Here is a 19,636-nt window from a genome sequence, read left to right on the forward strand (position 1 = left end):
GTATGGGGCAAAAACTATACTCGAAGCGCAGGGCGACGCTGCTTGCCAGGCTTCTTGATTTTTTTTGTTGAAGGTTGCGGGTTTTGTGCCTTGTTGGGTACCGATTGCCTGCCGGTTAATTGGGCGCAATGAAAAAATACATACCAATCATCTCGGCGAGAATCAATACCTTCTGCCTTGTCAACAGATTTCTTTTTTTCTGTGTTTTGCCTGGATGCATATTTTGTGCATACAGAGAGCAAATGCAGGGCACCTACAGCAGCAACAACAACTGCGAAATATTGTATGGGTTCCATGGCTTTCCTCTCGGGCTGAAAGGAGGTGATGTTTGAAAACACCTCCTTTTGTCAGGTTTCACTTCCCCTGACATGGCACTGTTCGTGCTGATCAGGGGAGTGGACTGGCATAGTTTTCTTCGTTGTGCGAAGAATGTAGTTGCCGAACGTGCAGGCTTCAGCTGTGATTGACTGCTTCACCAACGACCTGTGCCTGTTTTTCTGCATTTGCCTGCAGCATGCCCTTGATCATGGCGACAGAGATGATGATGCCCGCTACAGCAAGAGCTGCCATCAATGCCCAGAAACTGATCTGATCAAGACCGAATACCATGCTTTCTTTGAGCTGTGGAATCAGATTAAGATCAGCAAGATATCCTGGTATTTTGGCTCCGCGGGAGACCGCAACAATCAACATTACAGCAGACATAACCAGTTTGATCATATAATCTTTGACATAGGTTGTGCCCAATGCACCGAGCTGAACACCAATGAGTGAACCGGCAAGAATCAGCAGGGTCATACGGATATCAATAAGACCTGAAATACCCCACTGGATTGATCCCCATGCACCCATGATGAAGGCTACAACCAGTTCCGTTGCACTGGATACCAATGCAGACGCACCAACGACATAAATCATGCCGGGAACACCTATAAAACCACCAACTGCGATTGTTGCAGCCAGCATACCTGTAAGCAGACCAACCGGAATGGTGATCCATGCAGAGATTCGTACCTGGGCAACTTTGAACTCCATCATAGGCCACAGGTTGATTTTCTGCAGGGAAATGGCAAGTTTTGAAGGCTTGGCTTCCGCGTTGCCTTTGGAACCTTTCATGGCATCCATCAGGACGTATGCGCCAACGAACAGGAGCACACAGACAAAAACGACGCTGACATACAGGTTTGATCCTGCATTACCCCAGTGATCAAGGATGAATTTCTGAATTTTGATACCTATCTGTACACCAATGATTGCGGTTACGGCCATAACCAGGCCTAATTTCAGGTCTGCCTGTCCGTATTTCCATCGTTTGTATGCACCAACCATTGCTTTAGGGAATTTATGGCACATGTTACTGGCAACAGCCACCGCACCGGGAGCACCCAGAGACATCATTGCCGGAGTGAGGACAAATGCGCCACCTGAACCGATGAAACCGGAGAGCAGTCCACCAATGAGACCGATCACCAGAAATGCGCAGATTTTTGTGACCGTCATATCCATAAACATGATGGATATGTCTTTGATGACATTCGGGCCTGCATGGGTATCCAGGCTGACAAGTACTTTTTTGTCCAGGGTAACGTCTTCAGCTTTTATGGCTTCACCCAGGGAGAGCACTTTGAGGTCTTCGTGACCATCAAGTTTAATTGACGCTGTACCTGCTTTGGCATCTACCTGAACAAACACACCTTTCAAAACATTTTTTGGTGGTGGCCCCCCTGCATAGGCCGTACAGACCAGCGATGTGAGTGCAAGTACTGTCAGCAGTACGAAAAGCAATTTTTTCATGTCTTCCTCCTTATAACGGATTGTAAGCCCGAATTATTTTTTTGCTTCAAGACCGAGAACGGTGAGCAGATTGCTCGCAAAAGCTCCGTGGACAAACGAGAACAAAAATGCGGTCATAACCGGAAATGCGGCATGCCATCCCCCGAGGGTAAATGTCTTGGTGACCAGTGCTTCATTGAAGAAAAGAAACCCATAGGCTGCGAGAGAAAGGGCGCCGAACAACAGCATTTTTCCTACCGGCCTTTTGGGTGTGAAGGCAGGTTGCGTCCTTTTATCCAGTTCAGTGGCTGTGCTTTTTTGCTGACCGGTGGAAGAGCGCTTTTTCTTCTGGGATGTTAACTGCGTTTGGAGTTGTACATTCTGGCTCATTGTGGTGAATCTCCTTATGCTAAGAAAATGAACGGTGACTTTCGACCTGTTCTGACAACAATTCGCATATCAACTACGCAATCACCTGTAATAGCTCTGTGTCGTGATGGGTTGATACTACCCCTGTGTAAAGCAATAGGAATGCCAGAGTATGTTTTTCAATATAAATTAATAAAATCAAGTATTTAATTGTTTTTTAGGGTTCTCTGGAAAACGTTGCGAAATGCAACACTATCTCGGCGATATGTAAAGTTATTTGCGATAATTCAATGGTATGCATGGTTTCTGTTTAGAGGTGTTGCATAATGCAACTATGGTTTGGTAAACTGCAGGTATATGCACATAGGATGTGTCCTGGTTGAACCTGGATTTTATTTGTTAACCTGCTGAATTTAAATGTTAAATCTCTATCTCTACAGAGGGGTTGTTTTCAGGGGCACGAGAATTGAAAATATAGAGATAGCTGGATTGTTGCAAACTGCAACATTGTTGTTGGAGCGATAGGCCTTGTTGAGATGTTTGTATCGTTAAAACAATGCGATGCGTTGCGCGCAAAGGGTGGTACAGTTTTTGATTAAGATATCTGTAAAGCCAAGTTCATGCATCAACGAACAGAACCCCAGGGCAAAGAGGGTGCACCATGAAAAGCAATGCCATAATCACACCTGTCATTCTCATCGTTACCAGAAATTGTCGTCTTTCTTCGTCGGCCATGCAGTTTTCCCTTGCCAGCGCTGAACGACTGGGGTTCAGGGTGTTGGTTGTCTTTGTCAATACATGGCCTTTTTTATGGGAGGGGGGACGAAGCGATAAACTGTTTCGGGAAGCTGCATATAAGCGAATGGAAATGTTCAGGCAGATAGCTTCAACAAAGAACGTCTCCGTCGACCATGTCTTTGAAACAGGAAAGGTCAGCAAGGTTGTACATCGTCTTTGCCGCTTGGTCAGGAATCTGGATTTTATAGTTTTGGATCATGGTATTCAGGAATACAGTGCAGCCACAGCAACGGTTCCTGTTTTTATTATGCGAAAAAATGAGCAGGTCCCTGTCAGGGTATCCTTTTCTCCTGAAAAAAAGGTACGTGATACATGGAACCTGACCCAGGCACCACCAGAGATAAGGGGAATGGCAATGTGGGCCGGTTTGAAAGCTATTGCCCTGATGGCGCTCTATATGACATTTATTCTGCAGGCAGACACTATCATGGAATACTGGACCAAAGGCGGCTGTTATGGAGTACTGCCGGCATGTACAGCATGGCTTTGCTGCTATCTGCAATATTCTGTGCTTGATAGCTGTAAAACTTTGGCACACTGTCTAAAATCGCCAATTTCACCAAGGAAGAGGGGGCGGCCCCAAAGGTATGGGCTCCCTATGGATACGCACAGATCCACGCCTGCAAAGAAAAAGCATATGCATATATCGGTAGAGCCCGCAAAATAGAGTGTTCGTAAGGAGCATGATATGAAAACAATAGTAGCAGCAGTTGATGCTTCCCATACCAGTCGAGTTGTATTTAAAGAGGCTTTGGTACTGGCCGCCAATCTCAGGGCCAGGGTTTTTTTGGTTTCTGTGATTCCCCATTATGAAGGGAATATGAACCGTTTCTGCATAGACGATGCGGAACGTGAATTGGCTGAGCCATTTCGGCAATTTCTTGACCAGGCTGTGGAATATGCAGATTCATTAGGTCTTGAGCTACATACAATGTACCGGAGAGGTAAGCCGGGCAATGAAATTGTCGCCGTTGCCAGGGAGGTGAATGCTTCCCTTATTCTGCTTGGCAGTTCCAGGCGTCATCATGTGGAACGTATGTTGTCAGGGCGTATTCTGGCCGAGGTGATCAGCTATAGCCATTGTGATGTGTTGTTACTTCCAGAAGAAACAGAGATGCGTTTTACCAATCTTTTGGTGGGGATCAGTGGTTCAGAAGCCAGTCTGGAAGCTGAAGCAAGGGCATTTGATATCGCCTTGAGCTATGGCAGCCAGGTGCACGGCATCTGTTCCATAGATTTGCCAGTAGAGAGATCACTACGCTATGAGTATAAGCAGGATGCTGAATGGAAGGCTCGAAAACTGCTGCAGGCCTTTGTCGAGAGAGCAGGAGCCAGAGATGTTTTGGCCCATCCCGCCATGAGTTGGGATCTGCCTGAAAAAAGTATGGTTGAATATGTACAGGAGCATGATATTCACCTTATTATCATTGGCAGTCACAGGGCTTTATCGTTTTTTGAAGTCATGGGAGGCAGTGTAAGTGAGCGTCTTGCCTCAATAACTCCATGTCCTGTGCTGGTGGTGAAACAGTCAGCTCCGGAAAGCTCATTTCTTCCTGTTTCGGCTTTTTGTATTGAAGAGTAGGGGCGATAGGTAAAAATTCTGTTTCAGAGTAAAAGAACTATGTGTCATTCGGCGTACTGGCTTGAATGGCCGGGATAAATACATTCCAGGGAAAAAGATAACGATAACTCAGCGTGATATCTCCCTGTTCCTGCTCATCGTACCCGTCAACTGCGACAAAATAGGTAATATCCTTCTGCACAGAGAAGATGATCTGGCTTGAAAAGTCCGAACCATAATCGTCATTATCCACCAGTTTCACCAGCGTATTGATTGATGTGCCCTTATATGCAGCCAGGGTCGTATCAATTCGGCTGCCATAGGTGTTGAAAGTGATTTTACCGCTTTTAGTGGCTTTGTAGCTGAACCAGATGGAAGAATATGCTGTCTGGCCGTAACCATCTCCGTGATTGGGTTCATCGGGTTCAGCTGTGGCCGCAAGATTAGTAGCTGATACTGTGCCGCTGTCTTCTGACAGTTGAAGGGCATCTGCAAAATTGTCGTTGTCTGGAGGGCCGCCCCAACTGAGAACGATATTTCCCTGTTCCATCTCGTCGTACCCATCCACAGCGATAAAGTAGGTAGTTTCAGCTTGAGCAGATAAAGTAACCAGGCTGGAATATTCATAGCCAACATCATCATTTCCCGCCATCTTGACCAGGTTGTCCAGACTGCTCCCACGGTAGACGGCAAGGGTTGTATCAAAGCTGCTTCCCAAGGTTTGAAAGTAGAAAGAACTGTCCTGGGAAGGCGTGAAGCTGTACCATACAGAGACATAAGCAGTTAAACTGATGCCGTCTCCGTGGTTGGGTTCGTTTGGTTCAGCCGTGGCAAGAATATTCGACCCGGAAATCTGACCAGTTGTCCCTGAAATAACGGTTGCATTGACAAAGTCATCGTTGGGCGGGGCAATGCCCCATGCAAGGATGACATCACCCTGTTCCGAAGCGTCGTACCCATCAACAGCAACATAGTAGGTTGTTCCTGCTGTAGCAGAAAAGGTAACCAGGCTTTGATAATCCACTCCCGTGTCGTCATTGTTGGCCTGTGCCGTAAGGCTGTCGACGGCCGAGCCGGTGTAGACGCCAAGGGTTGTATCAAATGTACTGCCAAAGGTGTTGAAAAAGATGTCACCGTTCGAGGGTGCGGTATACTCAAACCAAATAGATGAATACGCCCCCAGGACTGTTCCGGATGCATGGTTGGGCTCTCCCTGCTCACTGGTCGCCTGGACATTGGAAGTGCTGATTGTTCCTGTGGTGCCGGAAAGTATTGATGGGGTGCTGAAATTATCGTTACTTGGGACATAATAGCCTGAAGATGTTATGAGCAAAGGGAGGAGAAGTGGAAGAGAGACTATTGTCTGGCTAAAAAGAGTACTGCGCATGGTCAAGCTGTAATCCTCAGTTGGAGGATAGAATGTATGATAACGTTTATATCTACAGTGTAGTACTTTTTATAGGTTGAGGTCAAACGCAATTGCTTATGTCAGGTATATCCTTTGCGGTCACAATATGCTGTCATTGACAGAAAATTGATTTTATGGATAGTGAAACGTGTTCACTCCAGATCTCGTCGTTTTAGGAGGAAGTATGCTGAACCCATTTACTCTGCAATCAAAAATTGCACAAATCCAGTCCGACGTTTTGTCTCCATTGTATACTGATCATCCACGTCAGGGGCTTGACTCTCATCAGCAATTGATGGCGCAAACCGGTGATCACATTGCCGCTCATGCAGGCTTTATCAAACAAATCTGTACGAGCACTCTTGTGAGCATTGCGTTTTCCATAGTCAAGTTTCTTGGCGGCGCCCCGCAGCTCACCCGAGAGGATTTCGACCGATTTACGAACTACGTTCGTGACGGGGGACTTGAAGCGATGCTCAAGATGTTGCATGCAGCGGATATGGAAGTAACTTTTATCTCTGAGTTACAAATCCTGCCGGCGAATATCCAGCAAAATGCTCCAGGGATGTTGCGTAAATCCCGAGCGCTTCACGATGAATTCATCACCGATTTTTTTAGAAAACAATACGGCTCCACCAGTGCCGTTCCTGATGCTTTGCGTGAAAATAAAAGCTTATCAGAGGAGTTTATAGAGCGGCTTGCAGCACTTGCCGACACAAATTTGAAAAGGCCGTAAAAAAAATATCCTTGTCCGGGAGGATCACAAAAGGTATTAGCTCTATTGGAAAGAGTGGCATTGCTTTTGTCGGCGCTGATTAGTAACTCGGCTCATGGGCGCTATACAAATACATCTAAAAAGGCGTTCTGAGAGGATTATCCGTCTTTGACTGCTTGCCGGGCGTATGTTTTTTCACCTATAAAAAGCGCAGGGCAGTGCGCATTATGCTGGATACAAAGGAAGACGATGAAGAAAAGATGTGAATGGTGCGGAACCGACCCACTCTATGTGGCTTATCATGATCATGAATGGGGGCTTCCCGTTCATGATGATCGACTCTTGTTTGAATTCCTGATACTGGAAGGCGCACAAGCAGGTCTGAGCTGGCTGACTATTTTGAAGAAGAGAGAGAACTACAGAAAAGCATTTCACTCCTTCGACTATGAACGCATTGCCAAGTATACTGACAAAGATGTGACACGCTTGCTTTCGGATTCCGGCATTGTCCGCAACAGGCTCAAACTGGAATCGGCAATTAAAAATGCACGAGGGGTTGTTGGCATTCAAGAGGAGTATGGATCACTGGATTCATATCTTTGGCGTTATGTTGAAGGCCGTCCTATACAGAACGCCTGGAAATCCATGGAAGAGGTTCCTGTCAAAACAGAATTATCAGCCATGATGAGTAGGGACTTGAAAAAGAGAGGGTTCAATTTCGTGGGCTCGACGATTTGCTACGCCTTTATGCAAGCAGTGGGTATGGTAAATGACCACACAGTCGACTGTTTCCGCCACAAAGAAATCAAAAAGATGAGATTTTGTAACAATGCTATCGACATCGACAAGAAATAGTAAGGCTGTAGGCTGCCATTTTTTGCGTGTCATTACCGACATTAACCTTCTGAAATGAGTACTCCCTCTACCCTATATATATTTTCCGGCCTGCCTGGAGTTGGGAAAACAACTCTTGCAAAAGCTCTTGCGAACAGCATCAAAGCAACCTATCTAAGGATAGATACGATTGAGCAAGGGATCAGGGATTTGTGTGATTTCAAAGTTGAGGGGGAAGGATATCGGTTGGCTTACAAAATAGCCAGCGACAATTTATTGCTCGGAAATAACGTGATAGCTGATTCATGCAACCCTATAAAGTTGACAAGAAATGAGTGGCAAGAAGTTGCCGTAACAGCCAATGCTTCCTTTGTGAATATTGAAATTATTTGCTCAATCAAAGAAATACATAAACAAAGAGCCACATCCAGAAGCTCAGATATTCCTAATTTAAATCTTCCGAGATGGCAGAATATTCTCGAAAGAGAATATGATGAATGGATTGAAGAGCATATAATAATTGATACATCAGAAAAAACGCCGATAGAATGTTTTGATGAATTAAAAGAAAAATTAAAAGTAGATTATCGCTACAAAAAAGGCCATTCCATACCATCCGATATGCGGTCGAATTTTCCCACTTGTAGGTGAGATTGCTACTTCGACGATAAGATTTTATCCTTCAGGTAGTGTCTGTGCATAAAGGAGTATTTTTGCTCAAATTTAGGTCATGCGATGCATTTGACCGCAGACATATAGTTGATATCGCAGTCTTCGCTTACCTTTGAGGATAAAATTTTATGTGTAACGCAAAAAATGGCTAAAAAGATCATGTATAGACAGGCTCCACGGGTCTGTTCTTGCCTTTCGACAAGCATTCGTAAAGATAATATGAGTACGGAGTGTGCGTGTATCAGATTCTAGCTGAAGAAGAAAGTTTTATTGTGGTCAACAAGTCTGCTGGCGTTCATTTTCACAGTCAGTCTGGAAACCTGGGGGTGGCAGCGCAACTGGCTCATGATACAGGGAAAAAATGGTACCCTGTGCATAGACTGGATACCGTAACTTCAGGTTTGTTGCTGTTTGCTCGTACACCAGAAGCTGCAAGAGTATTTTCCACACTGTTTGCTGAACATGGAGTCCAGAAATATTACCTTGCTCTGGCAGAGGGAAAACCTAAAAAAAAGCAGGGGCGCATAGCCGGAGATATGGCTAAAGCTCGCCGCAGCAGGTATAAATTGTTACGTTCAATGGAACATCCGGCCGTAACCCAATTTTTTTCCAGAAGTCTGGTTCCCGGAATCCGTATGTACCTGCTGAAACCGTTGACGGGTAAAACCCATCAGTTGCGGGTGGCCATGGCCTCGCTGGGTACACCAATTCTTGGAGATACCCTTTACGGTGCAAAAGAGAGCGACAGGACATATCTGCATGCCTGGCATCTGGAGTTTGTACTTGCAGGTAGGTTGTATCATTTTACAGCGATGCCTGATCAAGGAGAATTGTATGTTGGTCAAGAGGTCAACGAATTGGTTGCTCAATGGACGTCTCCTTCAAGCCTTCCCTGGCCTGAAAAGCATTTGTAAACGTTAAGGGTCACGGAAAAAATATGTTATCCAATCTTGCTTGTCTCTCAATTCGGTATTTTCCGCGACCCTAAGGAGTAAGAGTTTTGATTAGAGGGGCCATAAGACTTGGCATTCTATACCTTGTTGTCTGGATCATATCCATGTATTGGGATACAGGTCCGGAATTGTACAGGAAGGGGATTGAATGCTTTATGGATGTTTTCTCCTTTTCCTTTCAAATAGATCTTTTTCTCGCCTTTCTGGCGATGGCCATTTTATGGCATCTTGCTGGATTCTGGTTGTGGATATATACAGTCCAGACCGTTCCCAATGAAGGTGCTGTAAAGCCACCGCTTCCCGATCAACCACTGAGATACTTTTTTCGTTTGCGACTGCAGCGCACCACAGGTGCCGTTGTGAGCAGCCTTCTGGCATTTTTATTTGCCTTGCAGGCCTTGCAGAACATTGCCTTTGATTCGTTTGCGCCCGGATTATTTTCGTTTGTTTATACGTTTCCTTTGCTACCGGAACTGGGCAGCAAGTCCACTGCCTGGGTTGTTTATGGAGCTGTTCACCTCTCTGCCGCTTTTCTCGGCTGGCTGTTGTTGGCAGTGCAGAGTCTTAGACAGTTGGGGGCTTCAAGGCATGGGACAAATGCATTTTTACAATATCAGGCAAAGCATAATCCCGTTGCTAAGGCATATGTCATTGTTGTGCTGTTGACCCATTACCCGTTATGCGGGATAACGGCAGGTGCCTTGTCGCACCCTTTCCATGGAATGGTCGTGTTGTGCTCGCTGGTCGGGATTTTAACAGCTGCCTTACTGGGGCAGGTAATCAGCCTGCGCATCATGCGCGGCCATGATATATGGCTGGCTTCCCTTATGGAGAAAGCCCGCATCCAGGGGCGATTTTCCACCGAGTATGGTGTATGGGAATCAACCATGGTGTTTCTGACAGGTGAGAGGCCTTTTCCACTTGGTGCAGAGACTGGTTTTACCCCCAATGCAACTGCATATACTGATAAGAGTGATGGCAGACAAGCCACTGAAGAGGGGGAACAACTTTTAGCCAAAGCAAAAATATATCTTCAAAAAAATAAAACCAGAAAAGCACGCAAGATACTGCAAAAATTACGTAATCATCAAGATTACAGAATTCGTCAGTATGCTGAGGAAGTATTGCATAACCTGTCTCAAGGACATGGCAACCGTTTTCCAATCGCAGGATTGCTACGTATCTCGGCAGTTTTTGTTCTGGCCATAGGCATAGCCGGCAGTCTGGTTCTGGTTTTTCAGTGGGGTACTCTTCCCGGTGCCGAGGAAACAAGGCAACTGGCACGATCTGCTCATTTTCATGTGAAAAAATATAATGACAACGATACAAGCAGGATTCGCCTTTTCGGCAATCGTTATGACTATAGCCTGAACACCAGCCTGGAGAACATTTCAGAAGATTTTCAGCATGCCGTGGTAGCAAGTGAAGATCATCGCTTTTATGACCATGGAGCCTCGTATATCCTGGCGAAATTTACCCAGGCAGGTCTGTATTGTGCTGCCTCCAAGTTGAGTCCATTGTCCAATGGCGCCTGTCACGGAAACAGTACTCTGGCGCAGCAGCTCGCAAGAAATCTATTTTTAAGTGAGGAACGTTCAGTTACCCGTAAACTCAGTGAGCTTGTCTGGGCTTTAAAAATGGAGACAGGTCTGAGCAAAGAAGAAATTCTCGATTTCTACATGAACCGAATCTATCTCGGCAACGGTAATTATGGCATAGAAATGGCTGCCAGAGACTATTTCAATAAGAAAGCAGTCGATCTGCAGGTAAGTGAAGCCGCGTATTTGGCGGCAGCCATAAAACGACCTAGTTGGAATTGGCACCAGGATCGGGACAATGCCAACAAACGTGCGAAGCTTATCCTTGCCCTTATGAAAAAGTATGGATACGCAGAGCCTGGAGATACATTGCATGAGGGATTCAAGCCCCTCAAGGGATACAAAACCCTGCATAAACCATATTTGGGGCACCTCTGGCAATGGGCTAAAGCTGATGTCGCGCCGCTTATGGAATCGTTTCCTGAAGGAAACTATAAGGTGTTGACGACCTTGAACGCCGAAGTTCAGGTGTATGCGGAAAAAGTCCTGAGCAAGGAAATCGCCTATCTCAAAAATATCGGTAAGCCTGTGAGCCAGGGAGCTGTGGTGGTCATGCGACCCGACGGGAAAGTACTCGCAATGGTGGGAGGTGTTGGTGAGAAAGGAAGGCACTTTAACAGAGCCAAGCGTACCACGGGACTTCTACCTCGGCCTCCGGCATCCACATTCAAGCCCTTTGTATATCTGGCAGCTCTTGAAGCCGGATTCAAGCCATCTTCCAGTATTTATGCCGGACCTCTCTCTATCCCGATGGGAGGTCGGGCCGAACCATACCGGCCCCAGAATTACGATGGAAGAAAGTATAATACAGTCAGCCTTCACGATGGTCTCGTCCATTCAATCAATACGGCAGCTGTCCGCCTGCTGCATGACCATGTTGGTTTTGATGCATTATTCGATACAGTTGAGCGTTTGGGAATACAACCCGAGACTTTGGGAAAACAGTGGGGGCTTGCCCTTGGTCAGAGTGGCGTTTCCCTCATTGAAATGACAGCAGCATACGCTGTTTTTGCCAATGGAGGAAGAGAAGTAACACCTTATACCGTGAATTCGATTACCAGTGAATCCGGTAAAACCATCTGGCATCGACCTGAGCATAGAGCCAGGCGGATATTTCAAAAGGAAGATATCTCCAACATGAACCTTATGCTACGTGACGTGGTGCGCCAGGGCACAGGAAAGCAGGCTGTTAGAGGCTTGTCAAAAAATATTATGATCGCTGGAAAGACCGGGACCGGAGATGCGTTTGTTGATGCATGGTTTATAGGATATTGTTCTGATCTTGTTGTTGGTGTTTGGCTTGGTAATGATACGCCGATTGCAATGGAGGGTGTATACGGAGGAACCGGACCAGCACGTGTTTTTAATAACCTGCTCAAGAATTTGTTGAATTATACACATGTTGTTTCAATGGCCGGAACTCTACCCTGATGGTCTTCTCCCGGATTTTGAACAATTATCTTCCCTGCAGAGGGGGGAATATTTAATCGTTTCTATAGGAGAATAACGTAATGAATGTTTTGCTCGTAAACGGCAGTCCACACCAGAATGGCTGTACAAAGGTCGCACTGGATGAAATAGCCGGGGAACTCGAAAAGCATGATGTGGAAAGCACCATGCTTCATATAGGAAAAGAGGGTGTCAAAGGATGCACCGCCTGTATGGGGTGTGTAAAAACAGGATACTGTATCTATAAAGATGATAAGGTTAATGCGTGTATTGATCTTTTGAAGAAGGCAGACGGTTTGATAATCGGATCTCCCGTTTACTTTGCCGGACCCAATGCCTCATTATGTGGATTTCTGGATAGAGTCTTTTATCAAAAGGCAGATCCCTATGCCTTCAAACCTGCAGCCGCCATTACCAGTAGTCGGAGATGTGGAAACAGCGCAGCATTTGACAGGCTCAATAAGTATTTTACTTTTGCCCAGATGCCTATCGTTTCATCCAATTATTGGAATGAAATCCATGGTACAAAAGCTGAGGAAGCACGTCAGGATGAAGAAGGGCTGCAAACCATGAGAATCCTGGCTAAAAATATGGTCTGGTTGCTGAAATGCATTGATGTTGCCAAGAGCACGGTTCCATGTCCGGATCTGGAAAACAGGAATAAAATGAGTTTTATTCGATAAAAAGATCACCTTGTCATTATGGCAAGGTAACTGCTCGCAGTGCACCTGATCTTTCCGCGATCAGCCTGGCTTACGTATGACCCAATACGCTGCGCCAGCCTGATTGCATAAATCTCAGGCGCCCTGTAACCAGTTACAAATACCTGGGAGTTACAAGTTTATCCGTTTCCCCTATGAGTAGTTACATGGCAAGATAGATTTCATTTCGCTCAATAAGGCGAATACTCTTTGGGCGAAATGAAATTATTTTCTCGTTAAAGGGTAGGGCTCATTCGCCACTGCTTTTGAGAATTTCTATCTTGCCTGATATCTTTTCTATATTTTCACTTCCTGAGACTGCCTGGCCAAGTTCGTACAAGCCGGAGGCAGAGCCAAATTTTTTATAAAACATGACCACATCTCCCCAGGGGGCATAGTAGGCAAGGGTGCCTGCCTGTATCCGCATAAAGGGTTCATCCCACGAATGATTGGCAATGGTAAATCTGCCAACATGGGCAGGATAGGAGCGCGGGCTCCAAGATCCTGGGCAGCTTGTGAGGCCTCTTCCGGGGGGCATATGGATATAGGACCATCGTGGATCGTACTGGCCACAATCAAGGAGTACCAGGTCAAATCCGTTAAAGGTCTGGCCGAGCTCTGAAAAGTGCGGACCATAGCCACTGTCTCCGCTGAAAAAGATGCTTCGTTCAGATGTTTCCAGGGCAAACCCCGCCCACAGTGTTTTGGTCAGCTTTGTTAAATTGATTGTCCCAGATAACAGAAAACGTACTGACATCCTGGGAAAAAACAGGCGTAGGGATTGGATATTGGAACTCCCCATCCCTGTAGTTTGGCGATTGTGTTATGTGTTCAAGCCTGTTTCCCTGTGGGAGTTTGCCAAACCTGGGCTGGTTGAAAAGTGCACAGGCTCCCAAGGTAAGACAGACAGATACCGCAAGTATCCAGCCCAATGTGATCAATAGTTTTGTCTCCATAATTTATTCGTTGTTATTGTCCATAGGGAGGGCCCGGTATGTGTAACCTGTTACTGCGCACCTGATATTTTTGTGCTTTATTTGTATTGAAATCGAGGGCTTATTTTCTGCGTCGTCAGGTGTCGTCATAGTATTTGATACGGTGCGTATAACGCACCCTACAGTCCGGGGCCATGCGAAAGACATTGGCAGATTCGTTTTTGGGTTATAGCTACAGGGCAAAAGTAGGGTGCGTCATACGCACCAACATAATTTTTTGTAAACAGGCTGGTCGCGTTTAGCTCAGGAGCACCATGAACAAGACTATTCTGCAAGAGATCTGGTGATAGTAAAACATGGGTTCACCAGATCTCTCAGTACCGTGAATCGTATTTCCTTGTTTTCAGAACCTCTGCGAGAACTTTTTGGGCGGAATCCCCCTGGGCTTTACCGACCTCGGAAGTAAGAACAGAAACAAAATTCTTCACCTGCGTTTCTGTCAAACCGGTATTCATGGCCGCTCCAATATGAAAACCGAGCTGGCTTCCAGCTCCGGACAAATTAGCAAGAGCGGCAATGGTTACCAGTTCTCTGTCCTGGTGGCTGAGCACATCACGGACAAAGATATCAGCGAACAGGTGCTCCTTGAGAAAGGTGTCTATGACAGGTGTAAACTCCTGCCATTTTGCGCCGGAGATATCTTTTTCCAGCCCGGCAAGTTTGGCCCGTACCTGTGCACCGTATTGATCTTTATCAAAGTCAGGCGGAACAGGACTTGCTTCTTTTCCAATGACATCCTCTATACCTTGTGCTTTACGTTCATCAACGATTGTCATGAATGTAGCCAACGCATTCAGGCTACGGGGAAAACCTGTATAGGCATACAGGTGCACCAGCGCTTCTTTGATCTCATTGACTGTCAACCCCGCCTCCAGGCCTTTGACGAGTGCCGGTTTCAGTTTGTCGAGATTACCATCAGCTGTAAATGCAGCTATGGGGATTATTGCTTGCTGACGCGAAGTCAGTGCCTGGTCATTACTCATTGTGTTATCCTCAGAATTGATTGCCAGAGCAGGAGTGCAAAAAAACAGGAACATTAGAAACATATTCAAATATATTTTCATGGTTGGCTCCTCATTTTCCCAGGTATTGTTCATCTGTTACCTTTTCATTTTGGTAAGCCTGCGCTGTATCTATGTGTCTGTAACCCAGGTTGGCAGCTTCTTTGATTGCCTGTGCGTAGTTTTGGAATTTCAACTATATTAGCCAGGGTGCACTTTTCTTCTAAAACCATTAATCCATTTCTTGTCATATTTTGTCTGGAACTTTGCACAATCGAATATATAGCTGGTTTCAGGGTGTCTGATGTTTTCGCAAACAGACTGGCGTCGCGTATGGGGGCATACGTACGACGGGCTGATCGCAGAAAGACCAGGTGTACTGTGAGCAGTCACTTGCAAACTACTATAAGCAGGTCTCGGAATTCCTGTTAGAATGATCCTCCACAATCTTTGCACGATTCTCCAGAAAATACGAATTACCTTGTAAACGGTTATTATGAGGATAGTATTTGAGGAAATCTGAATCAGGAGGAAGCTTATGCAAACAGAGACCCAAAATATTGAGAACGAGAGCAACGTTCTTAAAGACCTTATAAAGACAATGGTCGATAAAATAGACAATTATACTCTCACCAGAGGCAATAAACCGACAACCCTTTATGCACCATTATCAATCTATCGGTATGAGGCTCCCACAGAACTGACCAGCTATGTGCAGGAACCAGCGGTTTGTCTGATTGCGCAGGGACACAAACGTGTGGTACTTGGTGATGATGAGTATTTGTATGATCAGGATCATTATCTGATCACATCGATTGACTTGCCGGTGTCAGCCCAGATCCTTGAAGCGAGCAAAGACAAACCTTACCTGGGCCTTACATTACGACTCGAAAAAAAACAGATTGCTCAAATGATGTTGAATGATCACCTTTCAAGTTCCAGAAACCTGCCAGCTGACAGGGCGTTAGCTGTCAGTAGGCTGGATTTACCTCTCACTCAGGCCTTTCATCGTTTGATACAGCTGCTTGAGCATCCCCAAGATGTTCCTGTACTGGGGCCTCTTGTTCAAGAGGAAATAGTGTACCGTCTACTTACAGGGGAACAGGGAAAACGATTGCAACAGATGACCATGATTGGAAGTCACAGTCATCAGATCGCACGTGCCATTGAATGGTTGAAACAAAATTTTGATAAATCGTTCAAAATTGATGAGCTGGCTGCACTGGCAGGAATGAGTACTTCCAGCCTGCATTATCACTTCCGGGCTGTTACAGCCATGACGCCTTTGCAGTTTCAGAAAAAGTTGCGATTGAATGAGGCCAGGCAACGTATGCTCCTGGAACAGAAAGATGCGACAACAGCAGCTTTTGAGGTCGGTTATGAAAGCCCCTCACAGTTCAGCCGTGAGTACAGCCGTCTGTTTGGAGCACCTCCATCACGGGATATCAAAAGGATACTCGCAACCACAACAAATTGATTATATTTCGCTATGGATGTGATTGCGTTTGTTTATGCATTTTTATCTGCAGTCCTTATGGGGACGATAGGTGTTTTTTCAAAGCTTACCGGTTTGCCTGCTGAAATCATAACTTTTTTCAGGCTTATTTTCGGTGCTGGCTTTATGTTGCTTTTTCTCACACTCATCAGGAAGACGCACCTGGTAAAAGGGTGGCCTTCCTGGCCGGTCCTCATTAATGGCGTCCTCCTGGCTGGTTTTATCATTTTTTATGTACAGGCAATGAATTATACATCGATGGCAAATGCCATCATGCTGGTTTATCTTGCACCGCTTGTCGCCTCAGTTATTGCTCACTTCTTTTTGGGTGAACGATTGACATTTTCTGCTCTTGCCCTGATCTGTCTTGCCTTGTTTGGTTTTGGAATGATGTTAGAGTTTAAAATTGAAATCAGCAGGGAAAGTCGGGAGTTTGTCGGGATTTGTTACGGTTTGCTGGCAACCGCATCCTATGCGGGATTTATCCTGATAAACAGGCTCATCAGCCAGAAAATTCACGTTTACACCAGGACGTTTTGGCAATTATTTACTGGTGGTGTTGTAATGCTTCCCTTTGTCATGTTTTCCATACATGAAGTCAGTATACATGACATTCCCTGGCTGCTAACCGTCGGGTTCTTCCCAGGATTCCTGGCAATCTTTTTTGCAGTTGCCGCACTCAGCCGATTGCCAGTAGCTCTATTTGGAACCATTGCGTATTTCGAACCAGTTGCCGTGGTAATATTTGGTTGGACGATATTTCATGAATCCCTTCATCCTATGCAGATTTCCGGCTGCGGCCTTATACTGTTCAGTGGTATTTTCAAAACAATGATGGTCGGCAGACAATCTAGTTAGTGCCTGTCCATAGATGAGGATTTTTGCTCAAGTTCAAGGCATGCGATAAATTTTACCGCAGACATATAGTTGATATCGGAGTCTTCGCTTACCTTCGAGGATAAAATTTTAAGCATAACGCAAAAATTGGGGAAAAAGACCATTTATGGACAGGCACTAGTTAAGGAATGCAGGCTATTGTTCACGCCCTGCAAATATGCGCAGACCGATACTTCGCGCAATTTTAGGATATGTAGTCTTTTCCGCTATCCTTCAAAGCAATTGAGTTCAGGTAGAATCGTTCAATATCACCATTGTATTGATTTTCGATCTCTAAAAAAGCCTCCGGTAGGCCCGTCATCAGGTAACGTTGCAAGCCATACCGCCGTATCTGCTCCTTCTTCCGGAGTCTTGGTTCCACCTCCTGCACTCATGCGTGTCTGCACCCATCCGGGACACATTGCATTCACTTATTAAAGAAAAAATGAATTGAACTTCTGTCCGTTTTTTCTGTCAGGAGCATATGTGATACAATTACGTTAAATATTTGATTTACCTGTTTGGAATTATCTCGATAACCAAATTTTTATTCTGCTGACCTGTATGGGGTTTGACCGGGTTGACTGACCAGAACGATTATTCAGGAATCATCAATATGATAGATGAGAACAAAGACAAGTCTCAGCTGATTGACGAACTGCGGAAAATGCGAAAGCGCGTAGCTAAACTTGAACAGCAGAGAGCTCCCCATACGATCGAAAGTGTGCATAACTGTGCTCTGCAGGAGAGCGAAGAGCGGCTGCGTCTGGTGCTTGAGGCAACCAACGACGGTATCTGGGATTGGGGTACTGAAACCGGTCAGGTCTACTTCAGTCCGAGTTATTATACCATGCTGGGTTATGAGCCGAATGAATTTGCACCAACGTATGAGAGTTGGCGTCAACTGGTTCACCCGGATGACCTTGAGGCGAGCGAAGCAGTTGTGCAAAAAGCTTTGAAGGATCACACGCCGTTTTCCATTGAGTTTCGGATGAAAGCCAAAAACAATGCATGGCATTGGATTCTTTCCCGAGGAAAAGCGATTGAGAAGGATACAGAAGGAAAACCGCTTCGCATGGTTGGATCTCACACGGATATTACTCAGCGTAAACAAATCGAAGAATCTTTGCGTCTGGCTCGTTTCATTATTGATACCGCTAATATTGGCATCCAGCTCATTCGATCGGATGGGCAGATACAAGAGGTAAACCCCAAAGCCGCGGAACTCACGGGCTATTCTAAGGAGGAACTGGAAACGCTTTCTATTAGCGATATCGATCCTGAGGTGGACAGCAAATCCTGGGATTTATTATGGCAAAATTTAATTCAACGCAAAACGCAATATCTTTTGAGGGAACATACTAGGAAGGACGGTTCCGTAATTCCTGTGGAGATTTTCAGCAACTCTTTGGAGTATCAAGGGAATCTCTATTCTGTTGCTTTTGTCCAGGATATTTCTGAACGTAAACAGGCTGAGGAATCCTTACGCATAACGCAGTTCATTTTTGAGAAGGCTCCCATCGGTATATGGAAAATGGGAAGAGACGCTCAAGTTCTTGATGTCAATGAACAGGGATGTAAGAGTCTTGGTTACAGTAAAGAAAAACTATGCGGTATGGCTGCCTTCGATTTTACACCGGAACTCCAATCAGAAGATTGGGCAAAGGGGATTGATATACTTGATGAGGTTGGCTCCAGAAGTATTGAAGTGCAACATCAGCGAAGAAATGGTGAGATTTTTCCAGTCCAGATTGTAGAAAACCTGATACGGTTTGAGGGAAAAGAATTTCATGTTGCTTTTGTTCAGGATATTACGGAGCGCAAGCAGAAGGAGGAAATATTACGGGAAAAAGATAGATTGCTTCATGATATCGGCAAAATGGCTAGAATTGGCGCTTGGAAATTTGATCCAAAAACGAATATAGCAAGAACTACCGATGAAGTAGCCCGAATATACGATATTGAACATTGTCAAGACGTGCCGGTGGAAACAGGTCTTTCCTTCTATCATGGTGTGCACAGAACAAACCTTGAAAACGCGATCTGGAAAGCAGTTGAGAAAGCCACCCCATATGATTTGGAGCTTGAGATGATTTCTGCTAACCCCCATGACAAGGACAAGTAGTCACAACGAAGCATGAAACTTGAGTGTTGAAATAGAGGGCGAGTCATAGCTATCCTATATCCTTCTGAAAAAACCGCTTAAATTTAATCATGAAGGAGGATAGCCATGACTCAAGGACAAGATACCCCAGCGATTTCAATTATTCATCCGGTATGTTGCGGATTGGATGTTCACAAAGAGAAAATATCGGCCTGCCTGCTCACCAGGGGCTCCCAGGGCCTGGAGGAATCTGAGGTGAGGGAATTTGGAACATTCACCGATGAGCTCATAGAACTCAGAGCGTGGTTGCAAGCAAATGACTGCCCGATTGTGG

At 45.5% G+C, this 19,636-nt stretch carries 17 protein-coding genes and 2 pseudogenes; 12 read left to right on the forward strand and 7 right to left on the reverse strand.

Features of this window, described 5'->3' with window-relative positions; translation table 11 throughout:
- Positions 1-14: 14 nt before the first annotated feature.
- From G493_RS0114275 to G493_RS29340, 3 genes are all read right to left on the reverse strand, one after another.
- The gene (locus G493_RS0114275; protein ID WP_028580946.1) at positions 15-296 is read right to left on the reverse strand and encodes a hypothetical protein; all 282 of its coding nucleotides are present in this window, start codon (positions 294-296) and stop codon (positions 15-17) included.
- Between the two features lie 157 nt (positions 297-453).
- Complete coding sequence (locus G493_RS29335) at positions 454-1,512, reverse strand: sulfite exporter TauE/SafE family protein (RefSeq protein ID WP_051309315.1); 1,059 nt, start codon at positions 1,510-1,512, stop codon at positions 454-456.
- 315 nt (positions 1,513-1,827) lie between these two features.
- Positions 1,828-2,163: a hypothetical protein gene (locus G493_RS29340; RefSeq protein ID WP_051309311.1), complete on the reverse strand. Its 336-nt coding sequence runs from the start codon at positions 2,161-2,163 to the stop codon at positions 1,828-1,830.
- A gap of 640 nt (positions 2,164-2,803) precedes the next feature.
- On the opposite strand from G493_RS29340, the gene G493_RS0114290 reads away from it, so the two are divergent.
- A complete protein-coding gene (locus G493_RS0114290; RefSeq protein ID WP_028580947.1) occupies positions 2,804-3,607 on the forward strand; it encodes a universal stress protein in 804 nt (267 codons plus the stop codon).
- Positions 3,608-3,628: 21 nt separating this feature from the next.
- The gene (locus G493_RS0114295) at positions 3,629-4,522 is read left to right on the forward strand and encodes a universal stress protein (protein WP_028580948.1); all 894 of its coding nucleotides are present in this window, start codon (positions 3,629-3,631) and stop codon (positions 4,520-4,522) included.
- 37 nt (positions 4,523-4,559) lie between these two features.
- Here G493_RS0114295 and G493_RS0114300 read toward each other — a convergent pair whose 3' ends face one another.
- Complete coding sequence (locus G493_RS0114300) at positions 4,560-5,894, reverse strand: hypothetical protein (protein WP_205623688.1); 1,335 nt, start codon at positions 5,892-5,894, stop codon at positions 4,560-4,562.
- 199 nt (positions 5,895-6,093) lie between these two features.
- On the opposite strand from G493_RS0114300, the gene G493_RS0114305 reads away from it, so the two are divergent.
- The 6 genes from G493_RS0114305 (at position 6,094) to G493_RS0114330 (ending at position 12,813) form a co-directional block, all read left to right on the forward strand.
- Positions 6,094-6,645 (forward strand): hypothetical protein, encoded by a 552-nt coding sequence (locus tag G493_RS0114305; protein ID WP_028580950.1) that lies wholly within the window; start codon positions 6,094-6,096, stop codon positions 6,643-6,645.
- A gap of 228 nt (positions 6,646-6,873) precedes the next feature.
- The gene (locus G493_RS29345) at positions 6,874-7,479 is read left to right on the forward strand and encodes a DNA-3-methyladenine glycosylase I (RefSeq protein ID WP_035274538.1); all 606 of its coding nucleotides are present in this window, start codon (positions 6,874-6,876) and stop codon (positions 7,477-7,479) included.
- A gap of 54 nt (positions 7,480-7,533) precedes the next feature.
- Entirely contained in the window at positions 7,534-8,109 is a 576-nt protein-coding gene (locus G493_RS29350) for an AAA family ATPase (RefSeq protein ID WP_035274540.1), read from the forward strand.
- 257 nt (positions 8,110-8,366) lie between these two features.
- On the forward strand, positions 8,367-9,044 hold the full coding sequence (locus G493_RS0114320) for a TIGR01621 family pseudouridine synthase (protein WP_028580951.1): 678 nt from the start codon (positions 8,367-8,369) through the stop codon (positions 9,042-9,044).
- 143 nt (positions 9,045-9,187) lie between these two features.
- Positions 9,188-12,112 (forward strand): transglycosylase domain-containing protein, encoded by a 2,925-nt coding sequence (locus G493_RS32265; protein ID WP_153306533.1) that lies wholly within the window; start codon positions 9,188-9,190, stop codon positions 12,110-12,112.
- A gap of 80 nt (positions 12,113-12,192) precedes the next feature.
- Positions 12,193-12,813, forward strand: a complete 621-nt coding sequence (locus G493_RS0114330; protein WP_028580952.1) for a flavodoxin family protein — start codon at positions 12,193-12,195, stop codon at positions 12,811-12,813.
- A 268-nt stretch (positions 12,814-13,081) separates the two neighbouring features.
- Here G493_RS0114330 and G493_RS32270 read toward each other — a convergent pair whose 3' ends face one another.
- Positions 13,082-13,588: a cyclophilin-like fold protein gene (locus G493_RS32270; RefSeq protein WP_167332850.1), complete on the reverse strand. Its 507-nt coding sequence runs from the start codon at positions 13,586-13,588 to the stop codon at positions 13,082-13,084.
- 552 nt (positions 13,589-14,140) lie between these two features.
- Entirely contained in the window at positions 14,141-14,809 is a 669-nt protein-coding gene (locus tag G493_RS0114340; protein WP_205623689.1) for a carboxymuconolactone decarboxylase family protein, read from the reverse strand.
- 556 nt (positions 14,810-15,365) lie between these two features.
- Between G493_RS0114340 and G493_RS0114350 the strand changes: the two genes are divergently transcribed.
- Positions 15,366-16,304, forward strand: a complete 939-nt coding sequence (locus G493_RS0114350; RefSeq protein ID WP_051309313.1) for an AraC family transcriptional regulator — start codon at positions 15,366-15,368, stop codon at positions 16,302-16,304.
- Positions 16,305-16,316: 12 nt separating this feature from the next.
- A complete protein-coding gene (locus tag G493_RS0114355) occupies positions 16,317-17,180 on the forward strand; it encodes a DMT family transporter (protein WP_028580956.1) in 864 nt (287 codons plus the stop codon).
- A gap of 287 nt (positions 17,181-17,467) precedes the next feature.
- Here the strand turns inward: G493_RS0114355 and G493_RS34665 are convergent.
- Positions 17,468-17,629, reverse strand: a pseudogene (locus G493_RS34665) (SDR family NAD(P)-dependent oxidoreductase); the annotation flags it as partial.
- 185 nt (positions 17,630-17,814) lie between these two features.
- Here G493_RS34665 and G493_RS0114365 point away from each other — a divergent pair.
- Both G493_RS0114365 and G493_RS0114370 read left to right on the forward strand, forming a co-directional pair.
- Positions 17,815-19,323: a PAS domain-containing protein gene (locus G493_RS0114365; protein ID WP_028580957.1), complete on the forward strand. Its 1,509-nt coding sequence runs from the start codon at positions 17,815-17,817 to the stop codon at positions 19,321-19,323.
- A 105-nt stretch (positions 19,324-19,428) separates the two neighbouring features.
- A pseudogene (locus G493_RS0114370) lies at positions 19,429-19,636 on the forward strand (IS110 family transposase); the annotation flags it as partial.

This window comes from Desulfogranum japonicum DSM 18378, from assembly GCF_000429945.1.
Classification (GTDB): Bacteria; Desulfobacterota; Desulfobulbia; order Desulfobulbales; family Desulfobulbaceae; genus Desulfogranum; species Desulfogranum japonicum.

What these genes read in the sequence shown, in the direction of transcription:
- G493_RS0114275 (WP_028580946.1), bottom strand. Translation starts at nt 296, where the DNA reads ATGGAACCCATACAATATTTCGCAGTTGTTGTTGCTGCTGTAGGTGCC.
- G493_RS29335 (WP_051309315.1), bottom strand. Translation starts at nt 1,512, where the DNA reads ATGTTTATGGATATGACGGTCACAAAAATCTGCGCATTTCTGGTGATC.
- G493_RS29340 (WP_051309311.1), bottom strand. Translation starts at nt 2,163, where the DNA reads ATGAGCCAGAATGTACAACTCCAAACGCAGTTAACATCCCAGAAGAAA.
- G493_RS0114290 (WP_028580947.1), top strand. Translation starts at nt 2,804, where the DNA reads ATGAAAAGCAATGCCATAATCACACCTGTCATTCTCATCGTTACCAGA.
- G493_RS0114295 (WP_028580948.1), top strand. Translation starts at nt 3,629, where the DNA reads ATGAAAACAATAGTAGCAGCAGTTGATGCTTCCCATACCAGTCGAGTT.
- G493_RS0114305 (WP_028580950.1), top strand. Translation starts at nt 6,094, where the DNA reads ATGCTGAACCCATTTACTCTGCAATCAAAAATTGCACAAATCCAGTCC.
- G493_RS29345 (WP_035274538.1), top strand. Translation starts at nt 6,874, where the DNA reads ATGAAGAAAAGATGTGAATGGTGCGGAACCGACCCACTCTATGTGGCT.
- G493_RS29350 (WP_035274540.1), top strand. Translation starts at nt 7,534, where the DNA reads ATGAGTACTCCCTCTACCCTATATATATTTTCCGGCCTGCCTGGAGTT.
- G493_RS32265 (WP_153306533.1), top strand. Translation starts at nt 9,188, where the DNA reads ATGTATTGGGATACAGGTCCGGAATTGTACAGGAAGGGGATTGAATGC.
- G493_RS0114330 (WP_028580952.1), top strand. Translation starts at nt 12,193, where the DNA reads ATGAATGTTTTGCTCGTAAACGGCAGTCCACACCAGAATGGCTGTACA.
- G493_RS32270 (WP_167332850.1), bottom strand. Translation starts at nt 13,588, where the DNA reads ATGTCAGTACGTTTTCTGTTATCTGGGACAATCAATTTAACAAAGCTG.
- G493_RS0114340 (WP_205623689.1), bottom strand. Translation starts at nt 14,809, where the DNA reads ATGAGTAATGACCAGGCACTGACTTCGCGTCAGCAAGCAATAATCCCC.
- G493_RS0114350 (WP_051309313.1), top strand. Translation starts at nt 15,366, where the DNA reads ATGCAAACAGAGACCCAAAATATTGAGAACGAGAGCAACGTTCTTAAA.
- G493_RS0114355 (WP_028580956.1), top strand. Translation starts at nt 16,317, where the DNA reads ATGGATGTGATTGCGTTTGTTTATGCATTTTTATCTGCAGTCCTTATG.
- G493_RS0114365 (WP_028580957.1), top strand. Translation starts at nt 17,815, where the DNA reads ATGATAGATGAGAACAAAGACAAGTCTCAGCTGATTGACGAACTGCGG.